Annotated in this window: 21 protein-coding genes; all 21 read right to left on the bottom strand. The window is 37.0% G+C overall.

All coding sequences use genetic code 11. From position 1 onward, the window contains the following. Nucleotides 1-2 precede the first annotated feature (2 nt). Nucleotides 3-1,349, bottom strand: coding sequence for a hypothetical protein (locus tag ACIQ1H_RS11775; protein ID WP_402888928.1), 1,347 nt, complete (start codon nt 1,347-1,349; stop codon nt 3-5). Further along, nucleotides 1,346-2,527, bottom strand: coding sequence for a glycosyltransferase (locus ACIQ1H_RS11770; protein ID WP_402888926.1), 1,182 nt, complete (start codon nt 2,525-2,527; stop codon nt 1,346-1,348). The genes ACIQ1H_RS11775 and ACIQ1H_RS11770 overlap by 4 nt, the downstream gene beginning before the upstream one ends. Before the next feature lie 61 nt (nt 2,528-2,588). After that, entirely contained in the window at nt 2,589-3,707 is a 1,119-nt protein-coding gene (locus ACIQ1H_RS11765; RefSeq protein ID WP_402888924.1) for a glycosyltransferase family 4 protein, read from the bottom strand. Between the two features lie 79 nt (nt 3,708-3,786). Continuing rightward, nucleotides 3,787-4,542 carry a tyrosine-protein phosphatase gene (locus ACIQ1H_RS11760; RefSeq protein ID WP_402889491.1) on the bottom strand — a complete coding sequence of 252 codons (756 nt, stop codon included), beginning with the start codon at nt 4,540-4,542 and terminating at the stop codon, nt 3,787-3,789. Between the two features lie 39 nt (nt 4,543-4,581). After that, on the bottom strand, nt 4,582-5,244 hold the full coding sequence (locus ACIQ1H_RS11755; protein WP_402889489.1) for a CpsD/CapB family tyrosine-protein kinase: 663 nt from the start codon (nt 5,242-5,244) through the stop codon (nt 4,582-4,584). A gap of 73 nt (nt 5,245-5,317) precedes the next feature. Then, a complete protein-coding gene (locus ACIQ1H_RS11750) occupies nt 5,318-6,013 on the bottom strand; it encodes a YveK family protein (RefSeq protein ID WP_402888922.1) in 696 nt (231 codons plus the stop codon). 378 nt (nt 6,014-6,391) lie between these two features. After that, complete coding sequence (gene rny / locus ACIQ1H_RS11745) at nt 6,392-7,951, bottom strand: ribonuclease Y (RefSeq protein ID WP_173477689.1); 1,560 nt, start codon at nt 7,949-7,951, stop codon at nt 6,392-6,394. A 681-nt stretch (nt 7,952-8,632) separates the two neighbouring features. Continuing rightward, on the bottom strand, nt 8,633-9,697 hold the full coding sequence (recA, locus tag ACIQ1H_RS11740) for a recombinase RecA (RefSeq protein WP_173477690.1): 1,065 nt from the start codon (nt 9,695-9,697) through the stop codon (nt 8,633-8,635). 276 nt (nt 9,698-9,973) lie between these two features. Beyond that, nucleotides 9,974-11,233 (bottom strand): competence/damage-inducible protein A, encoded by a 1,260-nt coding sequence (locus tag ACIQ1H_RS11735; protein WP_402888919.1) that lies wholly within the window; start codon nt 11,231-11,233, stop codon nt 9,974-9,976. 17 nt (nt 11,234-11,250) lie between these two features. Next, nucleotides 11,251-11,829 carry a CDP-diacylglycerol--glycerol-3-phosphate 3-phosphatidyltransferase gene (pgsA, locus tag ACIQ1H_RS11730; protein ID WP_173477692.1) on the bottom strand — a complete coding sequence of 193 codons (579 nt, stop codon included), beginning with the start codon at nt 11,827-11,829 and terminating at the stop codon, nt 11,251-11,253. Between the two features lie 48 nt (nt 11,830-11,877). Beyond that, nucleotides 11,878-12,789 carry a helix-turn-helix domain-containing protein gene (locus ACIQ1H_RS11725; protein WP_402888917.1) on the bottom strand — a complete coding sequence of 304 codons (912 nt, stop codon included), beginning with the start codon at nt 12,787-12,789 and terminating at the stop codon, nt 11,878-11,880. 25 nt (nt 12,790-12,814) lie between these two features. Next, entirely contained in the window at nt 12,815-13,603 is a 789-nt protein-coding gene (locus ACIQ1H_RS11720) for a DUF3388 domain-containing protein (RefSeq protein ID WP_173477694.1), read from the bottom strand. A gap of 226 nt (nt 13,604-13,829) precedes the next feature. Further along, complete coding sequence (locus ACIQ1H_RS11715; RefSeq protein ID WP_173477695.1) at nt 13,830-14,087, bottom strand: DUF3243 domain-containing protein; 258 nt, start codon at nt 14,085-14,087, stop codon at nt 13,830-13,832. Nucleotides 14,088-14,132: 45 nt separating this feature from the next. Then, nucleotides 14,133-14,861 (bottom strand): elongation factor P 5-aminopentanone reductase, encoded by a 729-nt coding sequence (gene ymfI, locus ACIQ1H_RS11710; RefSeq protein ID WP_402888915.1) that lies wholly within the window; start codon nt 14,859-14,861, stop codon nt 14,133-14,135. Continuing rightward, nucleotides 14,861-16,159, bottom strand: a complete 1,299-nt coding sequence (gene yfmH / locus ACIQ1H_RS11705; RefSeq protein ID WP_402888913.1) for an EF-P 5-aminopentanol modification-associated protein YfmH — start codon at nt 16,157-16,159, stop codon at nt 14,861-14,863. Before yfmH ends, ymfI begins: the two co-directional genes overlap by 1 nt. Then, a complete protein-coding gene (gene yfmF / locus ACIQ1H_RS11700; RefSeq protein WP_402888912.1) occupies nt 16,156-17,427 on the bottom strand; it encodes an EF-P 5-aminopentanol modification-associated protein YfmF in 1,272 nt (423 codons plus the stop codon). Before yfmF ends, yfmH begins: the two co-directional genes overlap by 4 nt. A gap of 233 nt (nt 17,428-17,660) precedes the next feature. After that, nucleotides 17,661-18,620, bottom strand: coding sequence for an ABC transporter permease (locus ACIQ1H_RS11695; protein WP_173477699.1), 960 nt, complete (start codon nt 18,618-18,620; stop codon nt 17,661-17,663). A gap of 1 nt (nt 18,621) precedes the next feature. Beyond that, nucleotides 18,622-19,668, bottom strand: a complete 1,047-nt coding sequence (locus ACIQ1H_RS11690; protein WP_173477700.1) for an ABC transporter permease — start codon at nt 19,666-19,668, stop codon at nt 18,622-18,624. After that, on the bottom strand, nt 19,668-21,215 hold the full coding sequence (locus ACIQ1H_RS11685) for an ABC transporter ATP-binding protein (RefSeq protein ID WP_402888909.1): 1,548 nt from the start codon (nt 21,213-21,215) through the stop codon (nt 19,668-19,670). The genes ACIQ1H_RS11690 and ACIQ1H_RS11685 overlap by 1 nt, the downstream gene beginning before the upstream one ends. 404 nt (nt 21,216-21,619) lie before the next feature. Beyond that, nucleotides 21,620-22,699, bottom strand: a complete 1,080-nt coding sequence (locus tag ACIQ1H_RS11680) for a BMP family lipoprotein (protein ID WP_173477702.1) — start codon at nt 22,697-22,699, stop codon at nt 21,620-21,622. 53 nt (nt 22,700-22,752) lie between these two features. After that, the gene (locus ACIQ1H_RS11675; RefSeq protein WP_139860220.1) at nt 22,753-23,481 is read right to left on the bottom strand and encodes a GntR family transcriptional regulator; all 729 of its coding nucleotides are present in this window, start codon (nt 23,479-23,481) and stop codon (nt 22,753-22,755) included. Nucleotides 23,482-23,582: the final 101 nt, after the last annotated feature.

Below are 23,582 nucleotides of genomic sequence, written 5' to 3'. Positions count from 1 at the left end.
CCTCACCCCCCAACCTTACTTAACTCCTGATTTTTCTGAAGCGTTAACGCAAACATTATTAACATAATATGAAAAGGGAAATAATCCATTATGAAAGAGTCAAGGACTGTATTGGCAATTAGCATGATATAGAGCGGAATAGCGTTGACCGTTAATATTTGCAAATGTGTTTTTCCACTGTTACGAATGTTTTGGCGGAGAACTTTATGTAAGCTTAGAATATAAAGTAGTGCAAGAACGATTCCTACTAAGCCAAGATAATAAGGCGTTGATAAATACATCGTATGGGCCATTTTTGCATTGGAAAAACTTGTGCCAAACCCTGCCCCTATAACAAATATTTTCGTACTTTGCAAAATTTCCGCCGCAAACATATTCCAGCTACTTAATCGCCCCGTCGTAATAGCATCTGTTGATGTTCCTGCTCCAAAAAATCGAATCCAATAAATTTCGAATAACTTCTCGTAAAAAAAAAATAGGAGTACACTACAAATCGCTAGCATAAACGAAGCGAACTTGAATGCTGTTTTTATGTTGGTTTTAACAAACATGATAAACGTTAATAAAATGAATGCTATAAAAGTGATGATAAACATTTTGGAATAAGTAAATACCCCAAATACCGCTAATACAATGATGAACATAATCGGCTTAACTTCCATTTTTTTATCGTAATAACAAAGTACTAATAAACAAGCAATTGCTATCAGAATTTGCAAACTGAAATAATTCGGATCTAAATCTAAACCAGTAAATCTTGTATTAATGGCACTTGTCGTCTTCACGGTATTGACAATTGTCATGGACTCAATAAAGCTATCAATCGCTGGAACAGAAAAACTAATCCAGCGAACGATTGCAGCAGTTAATAAGCCTAACGCATAAACATACGTATACCTTCTAAAATAAGTATTGTCATCGATGAACAAAACTGCAAAAAGGATAACGCTATAATTTAATACAAAGCCCAACACTTCGATTACATTACCGCTATTAAGAAGCGTTCCCATGACAGCAAAGCATACAAAAAGCACATAGGTGATGACAAGCTGTGTTGAAATACCTTTATTGTGCATAAAAAGCGTCAGGACACTTAACACAATATAAACAAAACTTAGTACAACAAAAAGGGAATAACTTGTTAAATCAAACTTAATGACGTACACCCATGAAATAAAAAACAATAAATAATCAATTCGATGTTGTTGTTTATCTAACAACATCGCCACAATTACTAGACTACTAAAGATCAAAAGAAATAGATTACTACCTGTATACATTTTTAATACGACAAAAATACTGGAAATAATACAGATCAACATACTGAAATTTTTGTTTGTTAATTTCATATACGATCAAACTCCAATACTAATTGCTCTTGTGCTTTACGATTTGTATAGCGATTTTCTTCAATATATTTTTTCATCTGCTGGAGGCAATCCGCATTATTGATTACATTGGCAATGGCTACATACATATCTTCTACTTCTCCACTCGTTATCAAACCGTTGCAACCATCGTGTATTTGTTCATTCGCTGCCGCGAAATTTGTAGTAACAACAGGCGTCTCTAGTATTAATGCCTCCCCTACGACCATCGGATATCCTTCATATGCTGAAGTTACGATGAGTACATCGCTCTGTTTCATAAACGGATACGGATTATTACATTCACCGACAAATTCAACTACATCTTCTACACCTAATTCAAGCGCTAATCGTTTATTATGAAGTAAATCTGGCCCATCGCCTATAATTCGCCAATGAAAAGAATTAAATGATGACTCTTTTAACAGTTTACATATGTGCAAAATCAGATCGAACCTTTTAGTTGCATTATCCATTCGCCCAACAGATATTAAATCCATTGGTCCTTTTTCAAATGGTATGTATTGCATTGCTAGTTCAGTTATTTCGGCTAGTGGAAAGAAATTATAGACTACTTGCATTTTTTGTTGATATTGCGGAAGAAATGTAAGCAAATTTTGCTTACATGCTTCAGAAACACATATTAATCTATCGAAATTTTGATAGGTTTTGACACATACTTCATAATTAAAGTTTGCTCTTAATGGATCTGTATGTATCCATGCAAATTTTTTATCCGCTCTTACAAATTTATCTACAAACAAATTTGTGCCTTGGTTAAAGTAACTAGTTGGTGCATCATTAAAATAAGAAATGGCTATATCATATTGTTTTGGATGGGAATGCATTTTAAAAAGTAATGTATAAAAGTTCGTTGATCCTATTAATCGTACAATCAACATACAAAATATTCGTAAGATGATATGCCACCAATTTTTACTTTGTCTTACAACAAAAAATGGAGTAGCAATGAGCTGTAATAATAAGCCTCCAACATTGACATGTACATTAGGGGGGATGTCCGTAAAGAGTTCGCCTTGACCGAACGTAAAAACATCTATTTCATATTGCTTATCCACACTAATTTCTTTCAACGTATTAATTAATGCTTTTTGAATACCACCCATTTGAAAATTTTGTGCAACAAATAATATCTTCATCTCTTTCAAGCCCCCCATAGAAATCCAATATTACTGTGAAATTTTCAAAAAGCTTCTACAGCTATAAATGGCTGTACAATGTCACAATCCGATTTTCCATCTCATTCCAACTATAATGTGTGTCATATAATAACTTCATTTTTCTAGAAATTTCTGGCCATTCTTTTTTACGCTCGATTAGCTTTTCAATACCTTTTTGTAGGCTCTCTTGATTAAAATCAATTAGCTCCCCCAGGTCATGCTCTGCCACTACTTCCGACATACCTGTGTCTTTCACCATAATTAAAGGCTTCCCTAGCATAAGTGCCTCATAAAATTTATTGGGCGCAGCGTAATAATGGTTGGACACTACAGGATCATAAATGGCAGTCATAATATCACAACTCTTTTCTAATGCTAAAGTTTTTTCATAAGGGATTTTTCCGTAAAAAAGTATGTTGTCATATTGCAGTGCTATTTGTGCCAATTCGTCTGCATACTCCCCAAACCCGCCAATATGCAATTCGTAGAGAGGATTATGTTTGACGATATCTACCAGTTCCTTAATAAGCCTTTCAGGTGCAAGTATACCGACATAGACGATTTTCACTTTATCTCGATTCAACTGTAAATCACTATTTAAATCAACATGTAGTGGCGTATTATAAATGACTTCAATTTTTTTAGGTGAGGCTTTAGCTATTTGTCCTCTTCGCTTTTCTGTACAAATAATGACCGCATCCACATTATTCAATAGTGCTATATCTATTTTTTCGACTATCTTCCCTATAATGGCGGGGCCATGGAAGGGCGCCGTAACGGAATCAAACATATCGTAAATGACTTTTTTACGAAGTATTTTCGCACAGACTGTACCTACAAACGCTGTATCAAAATCACAAGCATGAATAATATCATACGAATTTTTATGTTGAAGTAGCCATTTGAATAGCTTTAGCTGAAACCGTAGTAATGGAAAGAAATTTTTTTTAAATCCTCCACCAAATGTAGCAGGGATGCCAAACCTTGTAATTTTAATAGTGTGAGCTCGCTTTAGAAATTCCACTTTTGCTTTATATTTACTGTCTCTATCCCATGCTAAAATTTGAACATCCCAGTTGTTTTTTCTAAGGCTGTCCACTTCTTTTTCAACTCTCGGATCTGGAGAAATTGGATTACTTCTCATAAAAACGACTCTCATCCCAAACTGTCCCCTTATATGTTTAATACCTACTGTCGTTCTAGCATCTTTCCTACTACTTGCACGCTTGACGTCACAATTAAAATAACTTCCACCGTTTTTTTGTGAAGTTATTTTCTGGCTCATATATGATGAAAGGCTGATTATTAATGATTCGTTTATTATTTTCTAAAAAGGTATCTATCGCATGTAATTCTTTTTGCTTTTCTAAAAAACTAAGCCCTCTTTCAAATAGGAATGGTCGAGCTTGTAAATTATGCACATCCGAACCATATGTATGAACAAGGTTCGATCGAACTAACTTTAAAGAAAGCTGTTGAATGTCCTTGCCAAACAAACCAGCTAAACTTCCCGCTGTTATTTGTGCAAGTGCACCGTCACGTATGAGCTTCTCTAAGTGGCTTGGATTTGCTGCTATCACTTTATTTCGTTCGGGATGCGCAATAATTGGCGTTATACCAGCTGTTAATAAGTTGTAAATAATTGTTTGTGTATAGGGAGGAATAAAACTAGAGGGAAGCTCTAGTAACAAGTAATTAGAATGTGCTAATGTAAGAAGCTGATCTTTTTGATAAAGCTCTAAAATATTCCCCGCTAAACGTACCTCTTGTCCTGGATATAGTGTTAGCGGCATGTTACGGTTGTCAATTTCTTGCTGCAATTGTGCAATTTGTTCATGTATTACATGTGTATGAACATTATATTGAGGATGTAGCGCATGTGAAGTAGAAATAATTGCTGTAATCCCTTCCCTAACAGCTTGTTCAAATAAATGGAATGTCTCTTCTACTGTTTCGGGACCATCGTCTGCATTTACTAAAATATGACTATGCATATCTATCACAATGTTTCACTTCCCTATCTACGCCAATCATTATCGGTAATATTGATCATAATATTCGCCAAGTGGTAATTTATAATTATTCAAAACGACTCCTAAAATATTCGCCTTTGATGCTTCAAGGCTTACTTTCGCTTTAAGCACACTTGCATTTTCTACTACACCACTATTCACAATGAGTAGTGTTCCTTGGCATTTATTTGATAAAACTTGCGCATCAGTTACAGATAACAATGGTGGTGCGTCAAAAATTATGATGTCAAAGTCTGCTATCAGTTGCACCATGACACTATCCATCGTTTTAGAAGAAAGTAATTCCGCTGGGTTAGGTGGAATGGGCCCACTCGTCAGAACAAAAAGATTAGGAATATCTGTACTATTTAAAACCTCTGACATCTCATATTGTCTTGTCAGTAAATTTGATAGACCCTTTATATTTTGTAATCGAAAGGTATAGTGCATCGTTGGCTTACGTAAATCGGCATCGACAATTAAAATTTTTTTCCCTTCTTGTGCAAATACCACGCCTAAATTGGCGACATTTGTAGACTTCCCTTCACCTGGCGTCGCTGAAGTAACTAAGATGGTTTTTATATCTTGGTCTGGCATCGCGAAAGTAATGTTTGTTCGTATTGTACGAAATTGCTCAGAAACAATTGAATTACTATTGCCAATGGTCACAAGCTTTCTACCCATTTTTACTAGTTTTTTTTTTTTAGTTCTTTTATGTTGAAACACGGTGACTCCCTCCTTCTGTTACGGGATTTCATTATATGTTTTTATAGTTCGTACTATTAATTTTGCTGATTATGCCTATAATAGGTAATCCGATGATTTCTTCAATATCCTGCTCTGTCTTAACCGTTGTATCTAAGCACTCTAACAATAAAGCAACACCAACGCTTAGTATGAACCCAATTATTGCAGCCGCTACGATATATAAATTTTTATTTGGAGCTACTGGCTCAGGCTTGTCATCTAATTTCGCGACGGACAAAATATTAATATTGTCAATTGTCATTAACACTTGTATTTCCTCTTGAAATACGCCTGCTACTGTATTGGCAATTTCAACTGCCGTTTCTGGCTTTTTATCGCGGACAGCAATATTGACAACTTGAGAATTACTGGCGTTCGATACAGTAATTTGTTCCTTAAGTTTTTCAGGCGTACTATCTAAATGAAGTTGGCTAATCACTTTAGATAATATAGCAGGGCTTTGAATAATAACATTATACGTATTAATTAAGCGTAAGTTTGTTTCTACTTGCTGTACCCCTAATAGAGCTTGATCGGTATTTTTTTGATTGACTAAAAGCTGTGTCTGCGCCTCATAGGTTGGCTTTATAATAAAGTAACTGAGAAACGCCGTGACTAATGCTAAGAAAAGTGCAAAACTGATAATATAGAGCAGTTGCTTTCGCACTATTTTCAATACATCCTGTAATGTGATAGTTTCTTGCAACGACTTTCACCCCTCGACATAACATAGGCTAGCTAATTTATATTCCCTAGTTACAGTAAAAATTTATTCAAAAAGTTTTATGGCCTATTATATTATCGATATCGCTCTTTTATTCATGGTCAATAAAGTGACATAGTTGTTATTTAAGCTTATTACTTCTGTGCGTAATAGGAGGGTTTCAAAAAAAAAAAAGCGTATCCATTTTTCAGGGGATACGCTTCATAAATGAACTATAAATTTTACTTAAATGACTAATAGTATAAGACCACAATTGGAATGACATATTTTTTATGTGCATACGTCCCTAGTATAATCTTGTATGTCGACAAATATAAAAAGACTCCCCTTGATAAAAATCAAGAGGAGCCTCTTATTTTATTATTTTGCATACTCCACTGCACGTGTTTCGCGGATAACAGTTACTTTAATATGACCTGGATAATCTAGTTCTTCTTCAATACGCTTACGAATATCACGTGCAAGACGATGAGATGCTAAATCGTCAATTTTTTCTGGTTGTACAATAATACGAATTTCACGTCCTGCTTGGATGGCATAAGATTTTTCAACACCATCATAGCTTTCAGAAATCTCTTCTAATTTTTCTAGTCTGCGAATATAGTTTTCCAGTGTTTCACTACGAGCACCTGGACGCGCTGCTGATAATGCGTCTGCTGCAGCTACTAATACTGCAATAACAGATGTCGCTTCTGTATCACCATGGTGAGAAGCAATACTATTAATAACAACAGGATGTTCTTTATATTTCGTAGCTAATTCCACGCCGATTTCAACATGGCTTCCTTCAACTTCATGGTCGATTGCTTTTCCTATATCATGCAATAAGCCTGCACGACGAGCTAATGCTACATCTTCACCAAGCTCAGCAGCTAGTAAGCCTGCCAAATGTGCAACCTCCACAGAATGTTTTAGGACGTTTTGCCCGTAGCTAGTACGGTATTTCATGCGGCCCAAAATCTTCATTAAGTCTGGATGTAGATTGTGAATGCCGATTTCAAATGTCGTTTGTTCCCCTGTTTCACGAATTTGTTCATCCACCTCACGACGAGATTTTTCAACCATTTCTTCGATGCGAGCAGGGTGAATACGACCATCCTGTACTAGCTTTTCAAGTGCAAGTCGAGCCGTTTCACGACGAATTGGATCAAAACCAGATAAAATTACTGCTTCTGGCGTATCATCGATAATTAAATCAATACCTGTTAACGTTTCGAGTGTACGGATATTACGACCCTCTCTACCAATAATACGACCTTTCATTTCATCATTTGGCAAGTTCACAACAGAGACTGTTGTTTCTGCAACGTGGTCTGCAGCAAAGCGTTGCAGTGCCAATGATAGAATTTCACGTGCCTTTTTATCAGATTCCTCTTTCACACGCATTTCAGATTCCTTCGTCATTACAGCAATATCAGTTGCTAGCTCTTTCTCTACTTCACTTAAGATAATAGTTTTAGCTTCATCTCTTGTTAATGCAGAAATGCGCTCTAGTTCTGTTTTTTGCGCTGCAACGAGCTCGTCCACTTTGCTTTCCATCTGTTCAATATGCTGTTGTCTTTCAGCTAGAGCTTGTTCCTTACGCTCTAAGCCGGCTTCTCTCTTATTCAGAGCATCATCCTTGCGATCAAGATTCTCTTCTCTTTGCAATAAACGGTTCTCTTGTTTTTGAAGTTCTAAACGACGATCACGAATGTCATTTTCTGCTTCAGTGCGAAATTTGTGAGTTTCATCTTTGGCTTCAAGTAGTGCTTCTTTCTTTAATGCCTCCGCTTCTCGTTTTCCTTCTTCAACGATTGTTTCAGCGACATGCTTAGCACCAGTGATTTTTGAGTCATTCACTTTTTTCATGTAGATATAGCTAACAGCGGCACCAACGATGAGTCCAAGCAAAGCGGAGATGATAGTAATTCCATCCATATGAACACCTCCTCTTGCTATTTGGGTAATACAGGTTCAGTCGGCGCATACAAAAATTGTACTGCCTATTTTAAAGTCATAATTCAGAAATTATACATATTTAATTGTATAGCTAGCCTCAAGCTCTGTCAAGGATAGACGGGCATCTGTTCGCCTATCGGCAAGAAAAAAAGTAAGTCATATCCATTAGATGTATATATTAACTGTTACTTTTGAGCTAGAAAAAATACCTTCTTAGATGAAAATTCTTTTTATCAAGACGAAGGTTACAATACAATTATTACCACAATCACTGTCATCTTAATACAATTATTTTAACTTTCTTTGACAAATGAACATATAGTTTATTTCTAAGCTAGTAATCAGTCACTTTTTTACAAAATTCTACATATAAAATTTTATAATGACGTTCGCTAACTAATAATTCAACGCTCACTTCATTCTATTTATCTAGTAATAAGGACAAAAAAATCGTTCTCACTCTAAAAGAGTAAGAACGATTTAGCTTATAGGGAACGTCCATCATTCATTTTTACTGCGTACGGACGCTTTCCGCGGGCACATCGTAAGCCACAACCTTCTCTTATCGGTAGTATATTGCGTCTTACGTGCGTTCGTTCCCTTAGAAGTTGCCGCTCTCACAATCATTCTAACGCTTGTTAGAAGAAAGAACGATGTCTATTATTTTTCATCTTCAAGAAGAAGCATTAATTCTTCATCCATTTCTTCATCATCATGTGCAGCAATTGTATACGATTGTGCCGCAATGCCATAAGAAGAGCGAATTTTATTTGCAATTTCTTCTAAAACTGCAGGGTTTTCTTTTAAATATTGTTTTGCATTTTCTCGACCTTGGCCAAGGCGTTCATCACCGTAAGCGTACCAAGAGCCACTTTTTTGAACGATGTCTAATTCAACACCTAAGTCGACAGTTTCGCCTTCTTTTGAGATACCTTCACCGTACATAATATCTACTTCTGCTGTACGGAATGGTGGGGCTACTTTGTTTTTTACAATTTTAATTTTTGTACGGTTACCCATAATGTCATTACCTTGTTTTATCGCTTCTGCACGACGAACTTCTAAACGGACAGAGCTGTAGAATTTCAGCGCACGACCACCAGGTGTTGTTTCTGGATTACCGAACATAACACCAATTTTTTCACGAATTTGGTTAATGAAAATAGCGATTGTTTTTGATTTATTGATAGCACCTGAAAGCTTACGTAATGCTTGAGACATTAAACGAGCTTGTAAACCAACGTGAGAGTCACCCATGTCACCTTCAATTTCAGCTTTTGGTACTAGTGCTGCAACAGAGTCAATAACGATAATATCAATAGCACCACTACGTACTAAAGCTTCTGCAATTTCAAGCGCTTGCTCACCCGTATCTGGTTGTGATAATAAAAGCTCATCAATATTAACGCCTAATTTTTGAGCATAAATCGGATCTAATGCATGCTCAGCATCGATAAATGCTGCTTGTCCACCTTTAGCTTGTACTTCCGCAATAGCATGTAGCGCAACTGTTGTTTTACCTGATGATTCTGGACCATATACTTCAATAATACGTCCACGTGGATATCCACCAACACCTAATGCTGCATCAAGCGCTAGCGAACCACTAGAAGAAGTAGCAATTTCTAAATCTGTTTTTTCGCCTAGCTTCATGATAGAGCCTTTACCGAAATTCTTCTCAATTTGTTTTAACGCCTGTTCTAAGGCTGCTTTACGATCACTCATTTATTTTCCTCCTTCGAAAACTGTTCACTGTTATTGTCTATCTCTACTATACTTGTTTTTTTGAGAACACGCAAGAAAAAAGCGAACATTTATTCGATTTTAATCAAAAATAAAAATTTGGATAAGTTTTTCCTACCCAAATTCCCATTTTCAACTATAAACAATTATGCTAATCATAATTGCGCTACATGTTTTCAATCATACATACTGCTCAGCAATAGTTGCACCTTAGTCCTGAACTACATGCATTTTTTATATCATTCTTGCTGCGGCAAATTAAAAGCGTTTTCTATAACCTCGTTCTTCTAATTGCTGCATTAAATAATGGAATGTAAATTTAACTGCACGTAAACGATTGGTATTGCGCATACCTGATAAATGCAGTAAATATGTTATTGGCTCTTCATCACCGATAGCAATCCCAATCCAGACAGTGCCAACTGGCTGATGGTCATGTGCTGTAGGACCAGCCGCTCCTGTTAACCCAATACCAATATTCGTGCCGAATCTTTCCCGCACGGCGCTAGCCATTGCCGCAGCACATTCACTGCTAACAATACCATAAGTATCTAATAGTTGTTGGTCGATACCGAGCTGCTTTACTTTAGCATCTTCTGTATAGGTAACTACGCCTCCGATAAGTGAATTGCCAACACCTGGAATCTCAGCTAGCTCTGATTGAAATAAGCCTGCTGTTAAGCTTTCGGCTGCAGAAATCGTTAAATTATTATCTTGCAACATTTCTACCGTTTTTGAGGCAAGTGAATCATCATTAATGCCATATTGGAAGTCTCCTACAATAGCACGAATCTCCGACACTTTACCAGCAATCAGCTGTTGAGCTTCCTGTTGTGATGGCGCCTTAGCTGTGACACGTAAAGTTACTTCTCCGTCAGCAGCTAGTGGAGCAACTGTCGGATTTGTTTGTGAATCTAATATATCCTGCACACGCACTTCTAGCTCGGCTTCTCCAATGCCATAAAAGCGCATTACATGAGACACGATGACACCGCCATCATTTAACATTGTGCCAAGCTTTGGCTTCGCTTCGAATTGGAACATTGGCTCCAGCTCTTTTGGAGGCCCAGGAAGTAAAATGTAGGTACGTTTATCCTTTGTCAATATCATCCCTGGAGCCATACCATGATGATTAGCTAGCACCTCACTACCTGCTAATACTAGCGCCTGCTTACGATTATTTTCTGTCATTGCGATGCCTCGTTTTGCAAAAAATTGCTCAATGTATGACAATGCAACTTGATCGATAACAAGATCTAGCCCAAGATGACGAGCAATGGTCTCCTTCGTTAAATCATCCTTTGTAGGACCTAAACCACCTGAAAAAATGATAAGATCAGCGCGCGATTCCGCTATAGTGATTGCTTCCTCTAAACGTTTTGAATTATCCCCAACAACCGTATGATAATAGACATTGATGCCTAATTCAGAAAGCTGATTAGAAATAAATTTCGCATTTGTATTTGAAATTTGTCCAAGTAATAACTCTGAGCCAACTGCCAGGATTTCAGCATTCATGATTCACAAGACCTTTCTTATTTAGACTCAAGTAATACACGTCGATTTAGATAGAAATAATCCCATCCAGACCAAAGTGTAAAGAACAATGCAATATATAGCATTATTGTATCAAATGGGATACCGAAAATCACAAAAATTGTATTGTGTAAAAGAGCAGCTGCAATAGCTACAATTTGTGCCCATGTTTTAATCTTACCAAGCTGATTCGCCGCTACGACTTCTCCGCCACCTGCAAGAATTAAACGTAAACCTGTTACCGCAAATTCACGGCTAATAATAACAATAATCACCCAAGCTGGTGCCATACCAAGCTCTACCATTAAAATAAACGCTGCAGAGACAAGTAATTTATCCGCTAAAGGATCTAAAAATTTACCAAATGTCGTTACAAGATTATACTTTCTCGCATAGTAACCATCTACCCAATCCGTCGTTGATGCAATGATAAAAATAAGAGCTCCTACAAAATGATGGACTGGCATTTCTGCACTAAATAAGTTCATTGTTCCCCAGCCGAAATCAAACATCATAACAATGACAAAGAACGGAATAAGTAAGATACGTGAAATGGTAATTTTATTTGGAATGTTCATTTTTCTAACACCTTTCATGATGAAAGAAAGTAGTCATCGATAGGATGACTACTGTTCTTTATTGAAATTGACGACAATATTTTGCGTTACGATTTGCTGTGCGTACGTTAAAAGTTCGTCATTAATATAAACCTTAGCTTGAGTTGAATTGCCTAAACGAATACGCGCATAGTTTTGTGCTGTTGCATCAAACTCAACAACTTCACCTGCGTTATAAACACGCGTATCTGCTAGTAATTCTTGTTGTTGTTGGTCGCGAATACCAATAAAAGTAGGACCTGATACTTCAATGCGAATTTTAAATGTATCAGCACCTGTTAACGTATAAGATGTTGTAGCACCATCTGATTCGATTGTTCCTGCTGAAATCGTTTGCTTAACATCTTCTTCAGTTTTATCGGTTTTATCTTCATCTGGTGTTTTATCTGTTTGCTCTTTCGTCGCATCTGCTTGTGCCTTTTTATCTTCTTCGGCTTTATCTTTTTCACTATCAATTGGTTTTGGTTTTTTATCGTACTCCACTACTGGTGTTGTATCATCATATTCATTTGTTCCTGTTTTACTTTTTGATTGTAAAAGAACCCAAATTGCAACAATGATTACGATAATAAATAAACCGACAATGACTTTGGGCATAGCCTCCATCATTTTATTTGAAGGGCTTTTTGAAACTTTTCTTCTAGTTGAAGTTTGAGTCATCGATTGGCTTACTTGGTCGTTCTTTGTGCCTGGTAATTCGCTTTTATACGTCTCTAAAATTTCCTCTGGATTTAACCCAACAGCTTCAGCATATTGTTTAATAAATGCTCGTACATAAAACGAACCTGGCATAATGGAATAATTGCCTTCTTCAATACCTACTAAATAACGTTTTTGAATTTTTGTTATTTCCTGTAAATCGTCTAAGCTGTAGCCTTTAGACAGTCTCGCCTCTTTCAGTCGAGTACCTAATTCTGCCACTCATAACACCTACTTTAATATCAAATTAAAAATTAAATCCTCCAAATGAATCGGATTCGGACATCATATGATTTTTTTCCATTATTTCATAAGTAATTTCTTCATCTGGGTGATGACGTAGTTCAATGATATAATCAAAATCCTCAATCTTATATTCAGAATGCTGAACAAACATATCAGGATGCTCTACTACTTTAATAGATGGCATATTCATCATTTCACGTACTAGTTGCAAATGTCGCTCATCCTCCGAACGCCTTGTAACAATACCGTCCAATATAAAAATATTATTGTCACTGAATTCATCGCCTGCGAGTTTATTACGAATAGTTTGCTTAATCATTGTAGACGATAAGAAAATCCATTTTTTATTGGCACAAACACTTGCCGCAACAATAGATTCTGTTTTACCAACCCGAGGCATCCCACGTATTCCAATGAGCTTATGACCTTCCTTTTTAAAGAGTTCTGCCATAAAGTCCACTAAAATCCCTAGTTCATCTCGTACAAAGCGGAAAGTATTTTTTTCGTCTGCATCTCGTGGAATATAATGACCATGCCTGATAGCTAAACGATCACGGAGTTTAGGTTGTCGAAATTTAGTAACGTGGATATGTTCCATTGTCGAAACAATTGTACGAAAACGCTCAATTGCTTCATCATTGTCTGTATGCACTAACATACCACGTCGATCTTCATCGACACCATTTATTGATATAATATTGACTCGAAGCATCCCTAAAAGTGAAGCAATATCTCCTAATAATCCAGGGCGATTCACCTGAATTTCATATTCAAAGTACCAATCGCTCAAACACACTCGTTCCCTTCCTATTAGTTAACGTAAAAAATCTTTTATAAGTTCCATCATAGCTGATTTTTTATGTAATGGAAAGTTAGAATACATGGAATTATAGCGTTATTTTTAAATTCTTACTAATTTTTTTTGGTAGTATTGGAAATAGACTTACATACGTTCCCTTTTCCGTACTAATATCGATTTTTAATAGAAAAAAGAGGAGATTAGCTCTCCTCTTTTTTTATTGCACATGTTTATTTTGCACAAGTTTTACGACACAATTCGCCAATGCATGTTTTTCATCATCAGAGGCAACGCCCCATAAATCCGACAGCACTCGCTCTTGTTCATTTTTAGGATCGACATTAGTCGCCAAATACTCACCGATTTGGACAGCAGCCTGTTGAATCATTTTCTTCGGCATACCGCTTGATTCAGCTTGCATTACGTTTTGTCCTAAAAAAGATGTCCATTTTTGCCAGTTTTCTAAAATGGTCATATGTTTCCTCCTCCTTTACACATGTAGTATGTGCAAAAAGAAAAATTATATGTACCAGCCACCATTTAATCGGATGATTTGTCCTGTCACATAGTCTGCTTTACCTGATAGATAAAACCGAACCATCTCCGCTACATCCTTTGTTTGACCGACAAATCCTAAAGGAATCTCATCTAAAATATATTGCATTTCCTCTTCACTTAAATGGCTATTCATTGAAGTATTAATAAAACCTGGCGCAATAGCATTCACACGAATGCGAGACAATGCAGCCTCTTTAGCATAGGACTTCACAAAAGCATGCTGTGCGCCTTTTACCGTTGCATATAGTGCTTCACCCGCAGAACCTGCCTCGCCCCAAATAGAGCCGATAAAAAGTACATAGCTCACATCATGAGTACGTAGTTTCGGAGATAATAAAGCCGTTAAATGCATTGGATTTTGCACATGAACACGCCATAATGCATCCATATCTTCTACAGTTGTGTCTTCCAGCAAGGAATAATGCGCTTGACCATTAGCAAAAACAATTGCCTGTACGCTAAATATTTGGGCAGCTAACACTTGCGCCGCTGTTATACTTGTAAAATCACTTTGTACAAGCATAAATTCCTGAGCAGGAAAATGGCTTACAAGGGAATCACATAATGTTTGAGCCATTTGCTCATTGTTTGAATAATGCACATAGAGAGACCAGCCGTCCTCTGCCAAGCTGTGGCAAATAGCACGACCGATCTCACCTGATGCACCTAATATAAGGGCAAACTTTTTCACTAGGCGCCCTTCTCTGTTGGTAAAACTTTAAATACAGTTTGTTGAGACTCACCTTGAATAGACGCAAACGCTTTCGTTAAGTCTTCAATTGTTAACTCTTCTAAAACAGGTACTACATCAAATAAATTCATTTCATTAAACGAATAACGCGTAAATTGGTTCGCAATAAATTCAATTGAATTTAATGCACGTAAGAAGAAGCCTATTTTTTTACGCTTAATGCGTTCTAAGTCTTCACTTGCAAATTGTGCGCTTTTTTCGTATTTTTCTAATTCGGCTTTAATCGCTTTTTCCAATACATCTGGTTCTGTAGAATCTGAACCAATTAACGCAAAGCCAAAACCTTTTTCTAAAGTAAAATCAAATGCATACGATTCATCAATCAAGCCTTCATCATATACACGCTCATAAAAATTAGAAGTTCGCCCAAAAATAAGCTCTAAAGCAATTTGAACTGATAGCTCATGTTTTAACATTTCACGACCAGATAAATTCGTTTCTCTCGCCTTCAAACCGATATACACCTTTGGTTTTTGAACATCCATGTGTAATGTACGGTCTTTAATGGCAACATCTGTTGGCTCTTCATCAAAGAAGCGTTGTATAGGTGTTGGCTCTGGAAACTCTTTTTTACCTTGGTTCTCGCGAATGAACGCCATCATCTCTTCTGGATCAACAGCACCAATTGCAAATAACAACATATTAGACGGATGATAAAACGTATTGTAGCACGTGTATAAATGATCAGCCGTAATGCCGTCAATAGATTCGATTGTGCCCGCAATATCAATTTTTACAGGGTGATGATGATACATATTTTCAATCGTACCAAAGTATAGTCGCCAATCAGGTTGGTCATCATACATTGTAATTTCCTGACCAATAATGCCCTTTTCCTTATTTACAGTAGCTTCAGTAAAGTAAGGTTCTTGGACAAAATTTAATAAAGTTTCGGTGCTTTTATAGATATTATCTGTGGATGAAAATAAATAGGCAGTTCGAGTGAAGGAAGTAAATGCATTGGCTGATGCACCGTATTCACTAAATTTTTGGAATACATCTCCGTCTTCCTTTTCAAACATTTTATGCTCTAAAAAGTGTGCAATTCCATCTGGCACAGTAATGCTATCCGTTTCACCAAGTGGGACAAATGTACGGTCGACCGAGCCGTACTTCGTTGTGAACGTGACAAATGTTTTTGAAAATCCTTTTTTCGGCAGAATATAAACATCTAGTCCGTTTTCTAATTTTTCATAGTAAAGTGTTTCATCTAATTGTTTGAATTCAATTGTTTTCATTGTGCAGCTTGCTCCTTTCCTGATAAGAAATAGACCGCTTCTAACTGCACTTGCTTCGCCATTTCGATTACATCTTCTTTCGTGACAGCACGCCATTTAGTTGCCCATGCTTCAACAGAGAACTCTTCAGGCAAATCTTTATATTGGTCAAAAATTTCAATTTGACCACGCGCTGAATCAAGGGATTCTTTTAACTGGTTCGTTAACATCGCCTTTGTTTGTTCTAACTCTAAATCTGTAATTTGCCCTGCTTGCATCACAGCCAGTTGCTCTTTAATCAGATTGAATGCCTTTTCTTCATTTTTGGCCTCAATACCTGACACAACGAATAATAAGCCGTAATGTGATGCATAGGAGCTAGAAGCATAGTACGCAAGACTTTCTTTTTCTCGAACATTCATAAATAACTTGGCATGCGGATAACCACCGAAAATACCGTTAAAAATCTGCATTTTCGCAAAATCTGCATCACCAAATCGTACTGGAGTACTAAACCCTATATGCAGCTTACCTTGTTTCATTTCTTGCTGTTCACGAACATAATCATTTTGTGGGTGTTGTTGTGGCGATACAGCTGGGATTTCCTCAGGAATACGGTCCTTAAAAGGCAGTGCCTCTTTTAATTTTGCCACAAGTTCATCCTCATTGATGTCACCTGCAACATAAATATCAATTTTGTCCGTCGTTAGCATTGATTCGTAGGCTGCCAACAGCGAGGACGGTGTGATATGATGAATGTCTTCTACTGTACCGTTTGCTGAAATAGAAGCTGGCTCATTTGGGCGTAATATTTCTTGCAGACGCATTTGTGCATAACGAGATTTGTCGTCAAAAATGGATTCAATACGTTGGATAACCATTTTCTTTTCACGTTCTACGATTGATTCTTTAAATACACCATTTTCTAAATTCGGCTCAAATATTGCCGCATGCATGACACCAAGCACGTCATTTAAGACACTTGTATTAGCCAAATATTGATCATTTACGGTTTCCATATTCATCAATACCGTATGCTCGTTACCGCGCTTCGATGTATCAAAATACAATACTGTCCCGTATAGGTCATCTAAAAAACTACGAAATGCGGCAGTTGTTGTATATTTTGCATTGCTGTGTTGCAATACATTTGTTAACACCGTACGCTCAGACGCACATTTGGCCGTTAATGCTCTTCTCCATTTAATTGAGAAATTTACTGTTTTAAATTGGGTCGTTTGTCGGATATGCAAATTGACACCTTTTGCAAAAGGTATTGTTTTAAACATATGAAACCCTCCTATCTTTCTTAATATAACAATGTACTACAAATACTATACATGTCTATTGTCTATAATTGCAAAAAGAATCCAAAGTATGTATGAGGAAAGTGAAAATAAGCTTGTCAATTGTTATTTGTATAAGGCAAAAGACTGGGCTTGATTGCCCAGTCTTTTGTTTACTCGCTTCATTTCTTTCGACTTTGTCTAGTAATTCGACGAATAAACATGCTGTCTTAGACTTATCGTTTGCCTTTAATATATGGTTGACCACTTGCTTTTGGTGCATTTGCTTTACCAATAAATCCTGCTAACGCAAAAATCGTTAACACGTAAGGTAATATTTGTAAATATACTGCTGGGATTTCTTGCACATATGGAATTTGGTTCCCTGCAATACTTAATGTTTGCGCTAAACCAAAGAACAATGCTGCCCCAAGTGCACCAATTGGATGCCATTTACCAAAGATCATGGCCGCAAGTGACATGAACCCTTGACCAGCAATTGTTGCGTGAGAAAAATCATGTGTAATTGTTTGCGCATAAACCGCACCACCAAGACCACCAAGTGCTCCTGAAATCACTACGGCAATATAACGCATTTTATTAACTTTAACACCCATTGTATCTGCAGCCATTGGATGTTCCCCTACTGCACGTAAGCGTAGTCCAAATGGTGTTTTATAAATAACAAACCAAGCACCTATTGCCACAGCAAAGGCTAAAATCGATGTGCTATAGACATCATGGAATAATAAACGTCCAAAGAACGGAATATCCTCTAAATATGGAATGCCAAATCGACGGATTGGTTGGTCAATCATATCTGTTTGACCTTTATCATAAATCAATTTTACTAAGAATACAGTAACAGCTAAACCAAGTAAGTTGATTGCTACCCCTGATACCGTTTGATCGGCACGGAAAGAGATAGATGCCACCGCATGTAGCAAGGAGAAGATTCCACCTACAATAACAGCCGCCAGCATAGCTACCCATACTGTTGCAGAACCTAATTGTGCTGCAAACTCTAAATTGACAAAAATACCAACAAATGCGCCGACAATCATTAAACCTTCTAGCCCGATGTTAACAACACCTGAACGCTCAGAGAATACACCACCAATAGCAGTGAAAATTAATGGTGTCGCATAAAGGATTGCAGAAGGGATGATGAAATATAACATTTCTAAAAAGCTCATGTTATTGTCCCTCCTTTTTCTTACTTAACTTTTGTAATCCAACCCGAATGACGTAACCTGATGCTACAAAGAAGATAATTAAGGCAATAATGATAGACACAATTTCCTCAGGAATTCCTGCAGCATTCGGCATGTTAAGAGCACCGTATTTTAGTGAGCCAAATAAAGAAGCCCCAAATACTACGCCAAGTGGTGTATTGGCACCAAGTAAGGCAACGGCAATACCGTCAAAACCAATACCTGTAAAGCCAGCTTTAATAGATGCATTTTGGAATGTACCAAGCGCCTCCATCGCACCGCCAAGACCTGCAAACATACCTGAAATTGTCATAGCTAAAATGACATTTTTATTGACACTCATACCAGCATAATCTGCTGCATTTTGGTTAAAGCCTACTGCTTTTAGCTCATAACCACGTGTTGTTTTTTCTAAAATGAACCACATTACAACTACCATAAGAAGTGCAACTAGGATCCCATAGTGAAGACTTGAGTTGTCTGTAAGCTCTCTTAAAAACGGAGAACGTAATGAAGCGGATTCAAGGACACGTTCTGTTTTAAAGCTTCCATCTGACAATTTTTTAATTACAGCGTTTGCAATATAAAGCGCTGTATAGTTTAACATAATTGTCGCAATTACTTCATGAACTTTAAATTTCGCTTTTAAGAAACCTGCAATAAAGGCCCAAAATGCACCCGCCGCCGCTGCTGCTAGCAACGCTAATGGTAAGTGAATAATTTTTGGTAAATCAAAAGCATAGCCTACCCATGCTGCTGCAAGCCAACCTAAAATTAATTGACCTTCAACACCGATATTGAATAACCCTGTACGGAAGGCAAATGCTACCGCAAGACCTGCCAAAATATATGGTGTGATTTGACGGATCGTGTTCCCTATAGAATATGAATCTCCAAAAATACCTGTCCAAAGTGCACTATATCCTAATATAGGATCATAGCCGCTGACTACCATTACGATAGCACCTACAATTAAACCGATAATAATAGAGATGATAGGAACGAGTATATTAATGACGCGATTTGACATTAGTCGTTCCCCTCCTTCGCTATATTTGTGCTATTTTTTTTACTTTGTCCCGCCATTAATAGACCAAGCTCTTGCTCTGTTGTTTCTTTTGGATTTAATTCATCCACAATTTGACCATCATAAATAACAGCGATACGGTCGGAAACATTCATTACTTCATCTAATTCAAATGAAATTAATAATACGGCTTTTCCTTTATCACGTTGCTCAATTAGTCGAGAGTGAATAAATTCAATTGCCCCTACGTCAAGTCCACGTGTCGGTAGTGCAGCAATTAATAAGTCAGGATCTCGGTCAATTTCACGACCAATAATCGCTTTTTGCTGGTTACCACCTGATAGCGCTCGTGCAGGCGTCATTTCGCCATTACCTGTACGTACATCGTATTCTTTAATAATTTGATTCGCTTTTTCTGAAACTTTCTTATAATCCATAACAATGCCTTTTGCAATTGGCGATTGGTAATATGTTTGAAGTACAATATTATGACCAATTGGGAAATCTAATACTAAACCATGCTTATGACGGTCTTGTGGGATATGTCCAACACCCTGTTCAGTAATTTTACGTGGTTTCATGTTTGTTACATCTTTGCCGTTAAACTTCACGAGACCGCTTTTCACTTTACGCAAGCCTGTAATAGCCTCGATTAACTCCGATTGACCATTGCCATCGATACCAGCGATACCAACAATTTCACCTTTACGTACATTGAGGTTAAGACCTTTTACTTTATCGATATTACGATAGTCAGTTACGACTAAATTCTCAATTGTCAGTACTTCATCAGTTGGATTCGCATCGATTTTTTCTGTTTTAAACTCAACTTGACGTCCAACCATTAACTCAGCTAAGTGATTAGGGTTTGTCTCTTCTGTAACAACCGTCCCAATGCCTTCACCTTTACGAATAATTGTTACGCGGTCAGAAACATCCATAATTTCTTTCAGCTTATGCGTAATTAATATAATCGATTTACCTTCAGCGATTAGTCGACGCTTTATTTGAATTAGCTCTGTAATTTCTTGTGGCGTTAAAGAAGCAGTCGGTTCATCGAAAATTAATATTTCTGCACCACGATATAGTGTTTTTAAAATCTCCACACGTTGCTGCATACCAACTGTAATATCTTCGATTTTAGCATTTGGATCTACATCTAAACCATATTTCTCAGAAAGCGCTTGCACCTTTTTAGCCGCGTCTTTAATATTGACTACGCCCATCTTAGTAGGCTCTGAACCTAAAATAATGTTTTCTGTTACTGTAAAGTTTTCCACCAACATAAAGTGTTGATGCACCATGCCAATCCCTAAATCATTGGCAACATTCGGGTTTGTAATTTTAACAGCTTTCCCACGAACACGAATTTCTCCACCTTCTGGCTGATACAGACCAAAAAGGACGTTCATTAAAGTCGATTTACCTGCACCATTTTCTCCTAATAGTGCATGGATTTCGCCTTTTTTTAGTTGGAGGGTGATGTTATTATTTGCTACGAAATCACCAAATTCTTTGCGGATTCCAAGCATTTCAATCACGTATTCCAATATTGTCACTCCCTTATAGGCAATTTTCTCTAAAACAATTGTACTCTAGTGTATTTCTACCTGCCTCTATTGCAATACAGCCTAAGGTTTAGCATAGTTCAAAAGCGTTGCAATTTCTTAAAATAAAAAAACACCTGTATTGAACCCCACCTAAAGGTAAGGCATTTTCTAACAGAAATATAAATTAATACAGGAAAGGTCATCGTTAGAAACCTTTCTTCTATTAACTTGGTACCATCATTATCTTAAGCTTACGATAATATAATAATCTTATTTTAATATGGAAAAATAATATAAAAATAAAATATATCCAACAGAGTATTACAAATAGTCTAAATATAACGATAGATTGAAAAATCATCATAAGGGCAGTTGTAAAGCCCTTATGATGATTCAGAGATGAATTATTTTTCCACTTTTTCTGGAACTACGATTTCACCGCTAGCAATTTTTTCTTTATATTCGTCAATAACAGCTTGTACGTCTGCTGGAATTGCACCACGAGAGTCAGCAAGTTTAACGCCGTCTTCAGCTAGACCGTAAACAACTGTTGTACCACCTGGGAATTCACCATTTTTCGCTTTGTTTGAAATATCTACTACTGCTTCGTTAACACCTTTTAACATAGAAGTTAAAGTAATGTTTGTTTTATCATCTACTTTACCTTCATCGTATTGGTCAGCGTCTACACCGATTACCCAAACATTGGCATTAGGATCTTTTGCTTTACGTTCTTTAGCTTCAGAGAATACACCGTTACCAGTTGCACCAGCAGCGTGGAAGATAATATCTACGCCTGAAGAGTACATGCTGTTTGCAGCGATTTTACCAAGATCCGCTTTGTCAAATGCACCTGTATAGTTGCGTTGAATTTCGATATCAGGGTTAACAGCTTTAGCACCTTCAACGAAACCAGCTTCAAAACGATTGATTACTGGAATATCTACGCCACCTACGAAACCGATTTTACCTGATTTAGACATTTTAGCAGCAGCTACACCCGCTAAGAATGCGCCTTCTTGCTCTTTGAAAAGAACAGATACAACGTTTTCGTCTTTTACTTCAGCATCGATTAATGCAAAATGATTGTCTGGGTTTTCAGTTGCTACTGCTTCAATTGCATCAGCCATCATGAAACCAATACCGAATACTAAGTTAAAGTCACGACGAATTAAGTTGTTTAAGTTTGTTTCATAGTCAGCGTCAGAAGCTGATTGTAAGTAGTCGAATCCATCACCTTTTTTTAGGTTGTGTTCTTTACCGTAAGCTTGAACACCTTCCCAAGCAGATTGGTTAAATGATTTGTCATCAACGCCACCTACGTCAGTAACCATACCTACTGAGAAAGTTTCCTCAGTGTTTTTGTCTCCTGATGCCGCATTGTCTTTTGCAGGTTTTTCTTCGTCTTTCGCACCACATGCACCTAAAATTGCACTTGCAGCTAAAACTGAAGATAATACTAAACCAAATTTACGTTTTTTCATTTTGTTAACCCCCCGAGGTATTGTAATTAGCAGGAAAATAATTTAGAAATGTTCTACACCCGTTTACGTACTACATGGAAGCTGAATTTATCAGCTCGGAAATAATTTTTTGAATACAGCACTACTTGATCATTATCATCATAATGGAGCTGTTTCAATACTAAAAGAGCAGTTTCACGACCACAATTTAATATCGGTGATGCTTGTTCATGATACCCGACTGGATCAATATAAGTTACAGCATAGGCAACATGAATTTTACCCGATTGTTCAAGTGCAGAGAAAAGTGAAACTTCTTTTTTGTCAACAAAGTCAGTAGGCAGGAAGCTGGCTGGTAATTTGTCTATACAATAAACTACTGGCTCACCATCCGCAGTTCTGACACGTTCAATCGTGAGTATTTTATCCTCGCCATCACATTGGAAGCGTTTTAAATCTTCATCAGAAGGGATATTCTCCGTTGCCTTTAAAAAACGAGACCCTGGTTCCATACCTGCTGTTTCGATCATAGAAGAAATACTAGATAAATGCTCGATGCCTGAAGTAAACAACGGCTTAGGATTTACAAAAGTACCAACCCCATGTCGACGCACAATCACATTTTCCTCTTCCAACAGTCGAAGCGCTTCCCTAAGTGTTGCTCGACTTACCCCTAGTGATTTCGATAATTCAAACTCTGAAGGAAGTTTTTCATTTTCTTTAAAAACGCCCGTCTCAATGTCAGACTTTAAACGATCAATTACTTGAAGATAGAGATGACGATGATCTGCTTTTATAGTCACATAAATCACCACCAAAATCAGAGATCAGACATCTGATGTACAACATTCCTACTAATCGTTCATAAATATAACATTTTTGCAGAATGAAATAAACTATTTTA

Origin of the sequence: Lysinibacillus sp. NPDC097279, from assembly GCF_044761745.1 — a bacterium.
GTDB lineage: Bacteria > Bacillota > Bacilli > Bacillales_A > Planococcaceae > Lysinibacillus.
Note: the sequence above shows the minus strand (reverse complement) of the source record. Positions and strands in the feature narration are given on the sequence as shown.

What these genes read in the sequence shown, in the direction of transcription:
- ACIQ1H_RS11775 (WP_402888928.1), bottom strand. Translation starts at nt 1,349, where the DNA reads ATGAAATTAACAAACAAAAATTTCAGTATGTTGATCTGTATTATTTCC.
- ACIQ1H_RS11770 (WP_402888926.1), bottom strand. Translation starts at nt 2,527, where the DNA reads ATGAAGATATTATTTGTTGCACAAAATTTTCAAATGGGTGGTATTCAA.
- ACIQ1H_RS11765 (WP_402888924.1), bottom strand. Translation starts at nt 3,707, where the DNA reads ATGAGAGTCGTTTTTATGAGAAGTAATCCAATTTCTCCAGATCCGAGA.
- ACIQ1H_RS11760 (WP_402889491.1), bottom strand. Translation starts at nt 4,542, where the DNA reads ATGCATAGTCATATTTTAGTAAATGCAGACGATGGTCCCGAAACAGTA.
- ACIQ1H_RS11755 (WP_402889489.1), bottom strand. Translation starts at nt 5,244, where the DNA reads ATGGGTAGAAAGCTTGTGACCATTGGCAATAGTAATTCAATTGTTTCT.
- rny (WP_173477689.1), bottom strand. Translation starts at nt 7,951, where the DNA reads ATGGATGGAATTACTATCATCTCCGCTTTGCTTGGACTCATCGTTGGT.
- recA (WP_173477690.1), bottom strand. Translation starts at nt 9,697, where the DNA reads ATGAGTGATCGTAAAGCAGCCTTAGAACAGGCGTTAAAACAAATTGAG.
- ACIQ1H_RS11735 (WP_402888919.1), bottom strand. Translation starts at nt 11,233, where the DNA reads ATGAATGCTGAAATCCTGGCAGTTGGCTCAGAGTTATTACTTGGACAA.
- pgsA (WP_173477692.1), bottom strand. Translation starts at nt 11,829, where the DNA reads ATGAACATTCCAAATAAAATTACCATTTCACGTATCTTACTTATTCCG.
- ACIQ1H_RS11715 (WP_173477695.1), bottom strand. Translation starts at nt 14,087, where the DNA reads ATGACCATTTTAGAAAACTGGCAAAAATGGACATCTTTTTTAGGACAA.
- yfmH (WP_402888913.1), bottom strand. Translation starts at nt 16,159, where the DNA reads ATGAAAACAATTGAATTCAAACAATTAGATGAAACACTTTACTATGAA.
- yfmF (WP_402888912.1), bottom strand. Translation starts at nt 17,427, where the DNA reads ATGTTTAAAACAATACCTTTTGCAAAAGGTGTCAATTTGCATATCCGA.
- ACIQ1H_RS11695 (WP_173477699.1), bottom strand. Translation starts at nt 18,620, where the DNA reads ATGAGCTTTTTAGAAATGTTATATTTCATCATCCCTTCTGCAATCCTT.
- ACIQ1H_RS11690 (WP_173477700.1), bottom strand. Translation starts at nt 19,668, where the DNA reads ATGTCAAATCGCGTCATTAATATACTCGTTCCTATCATCTCTATTATT.
- ACIQ1H_RS11680 (WP_173477702.1), bottom strand. Translation starts at nt 22,699, where the DNA reads ATGAAAAAACGTAAATTTGGTTTAGTATTATCTTCAGTTTTAGCTGCA.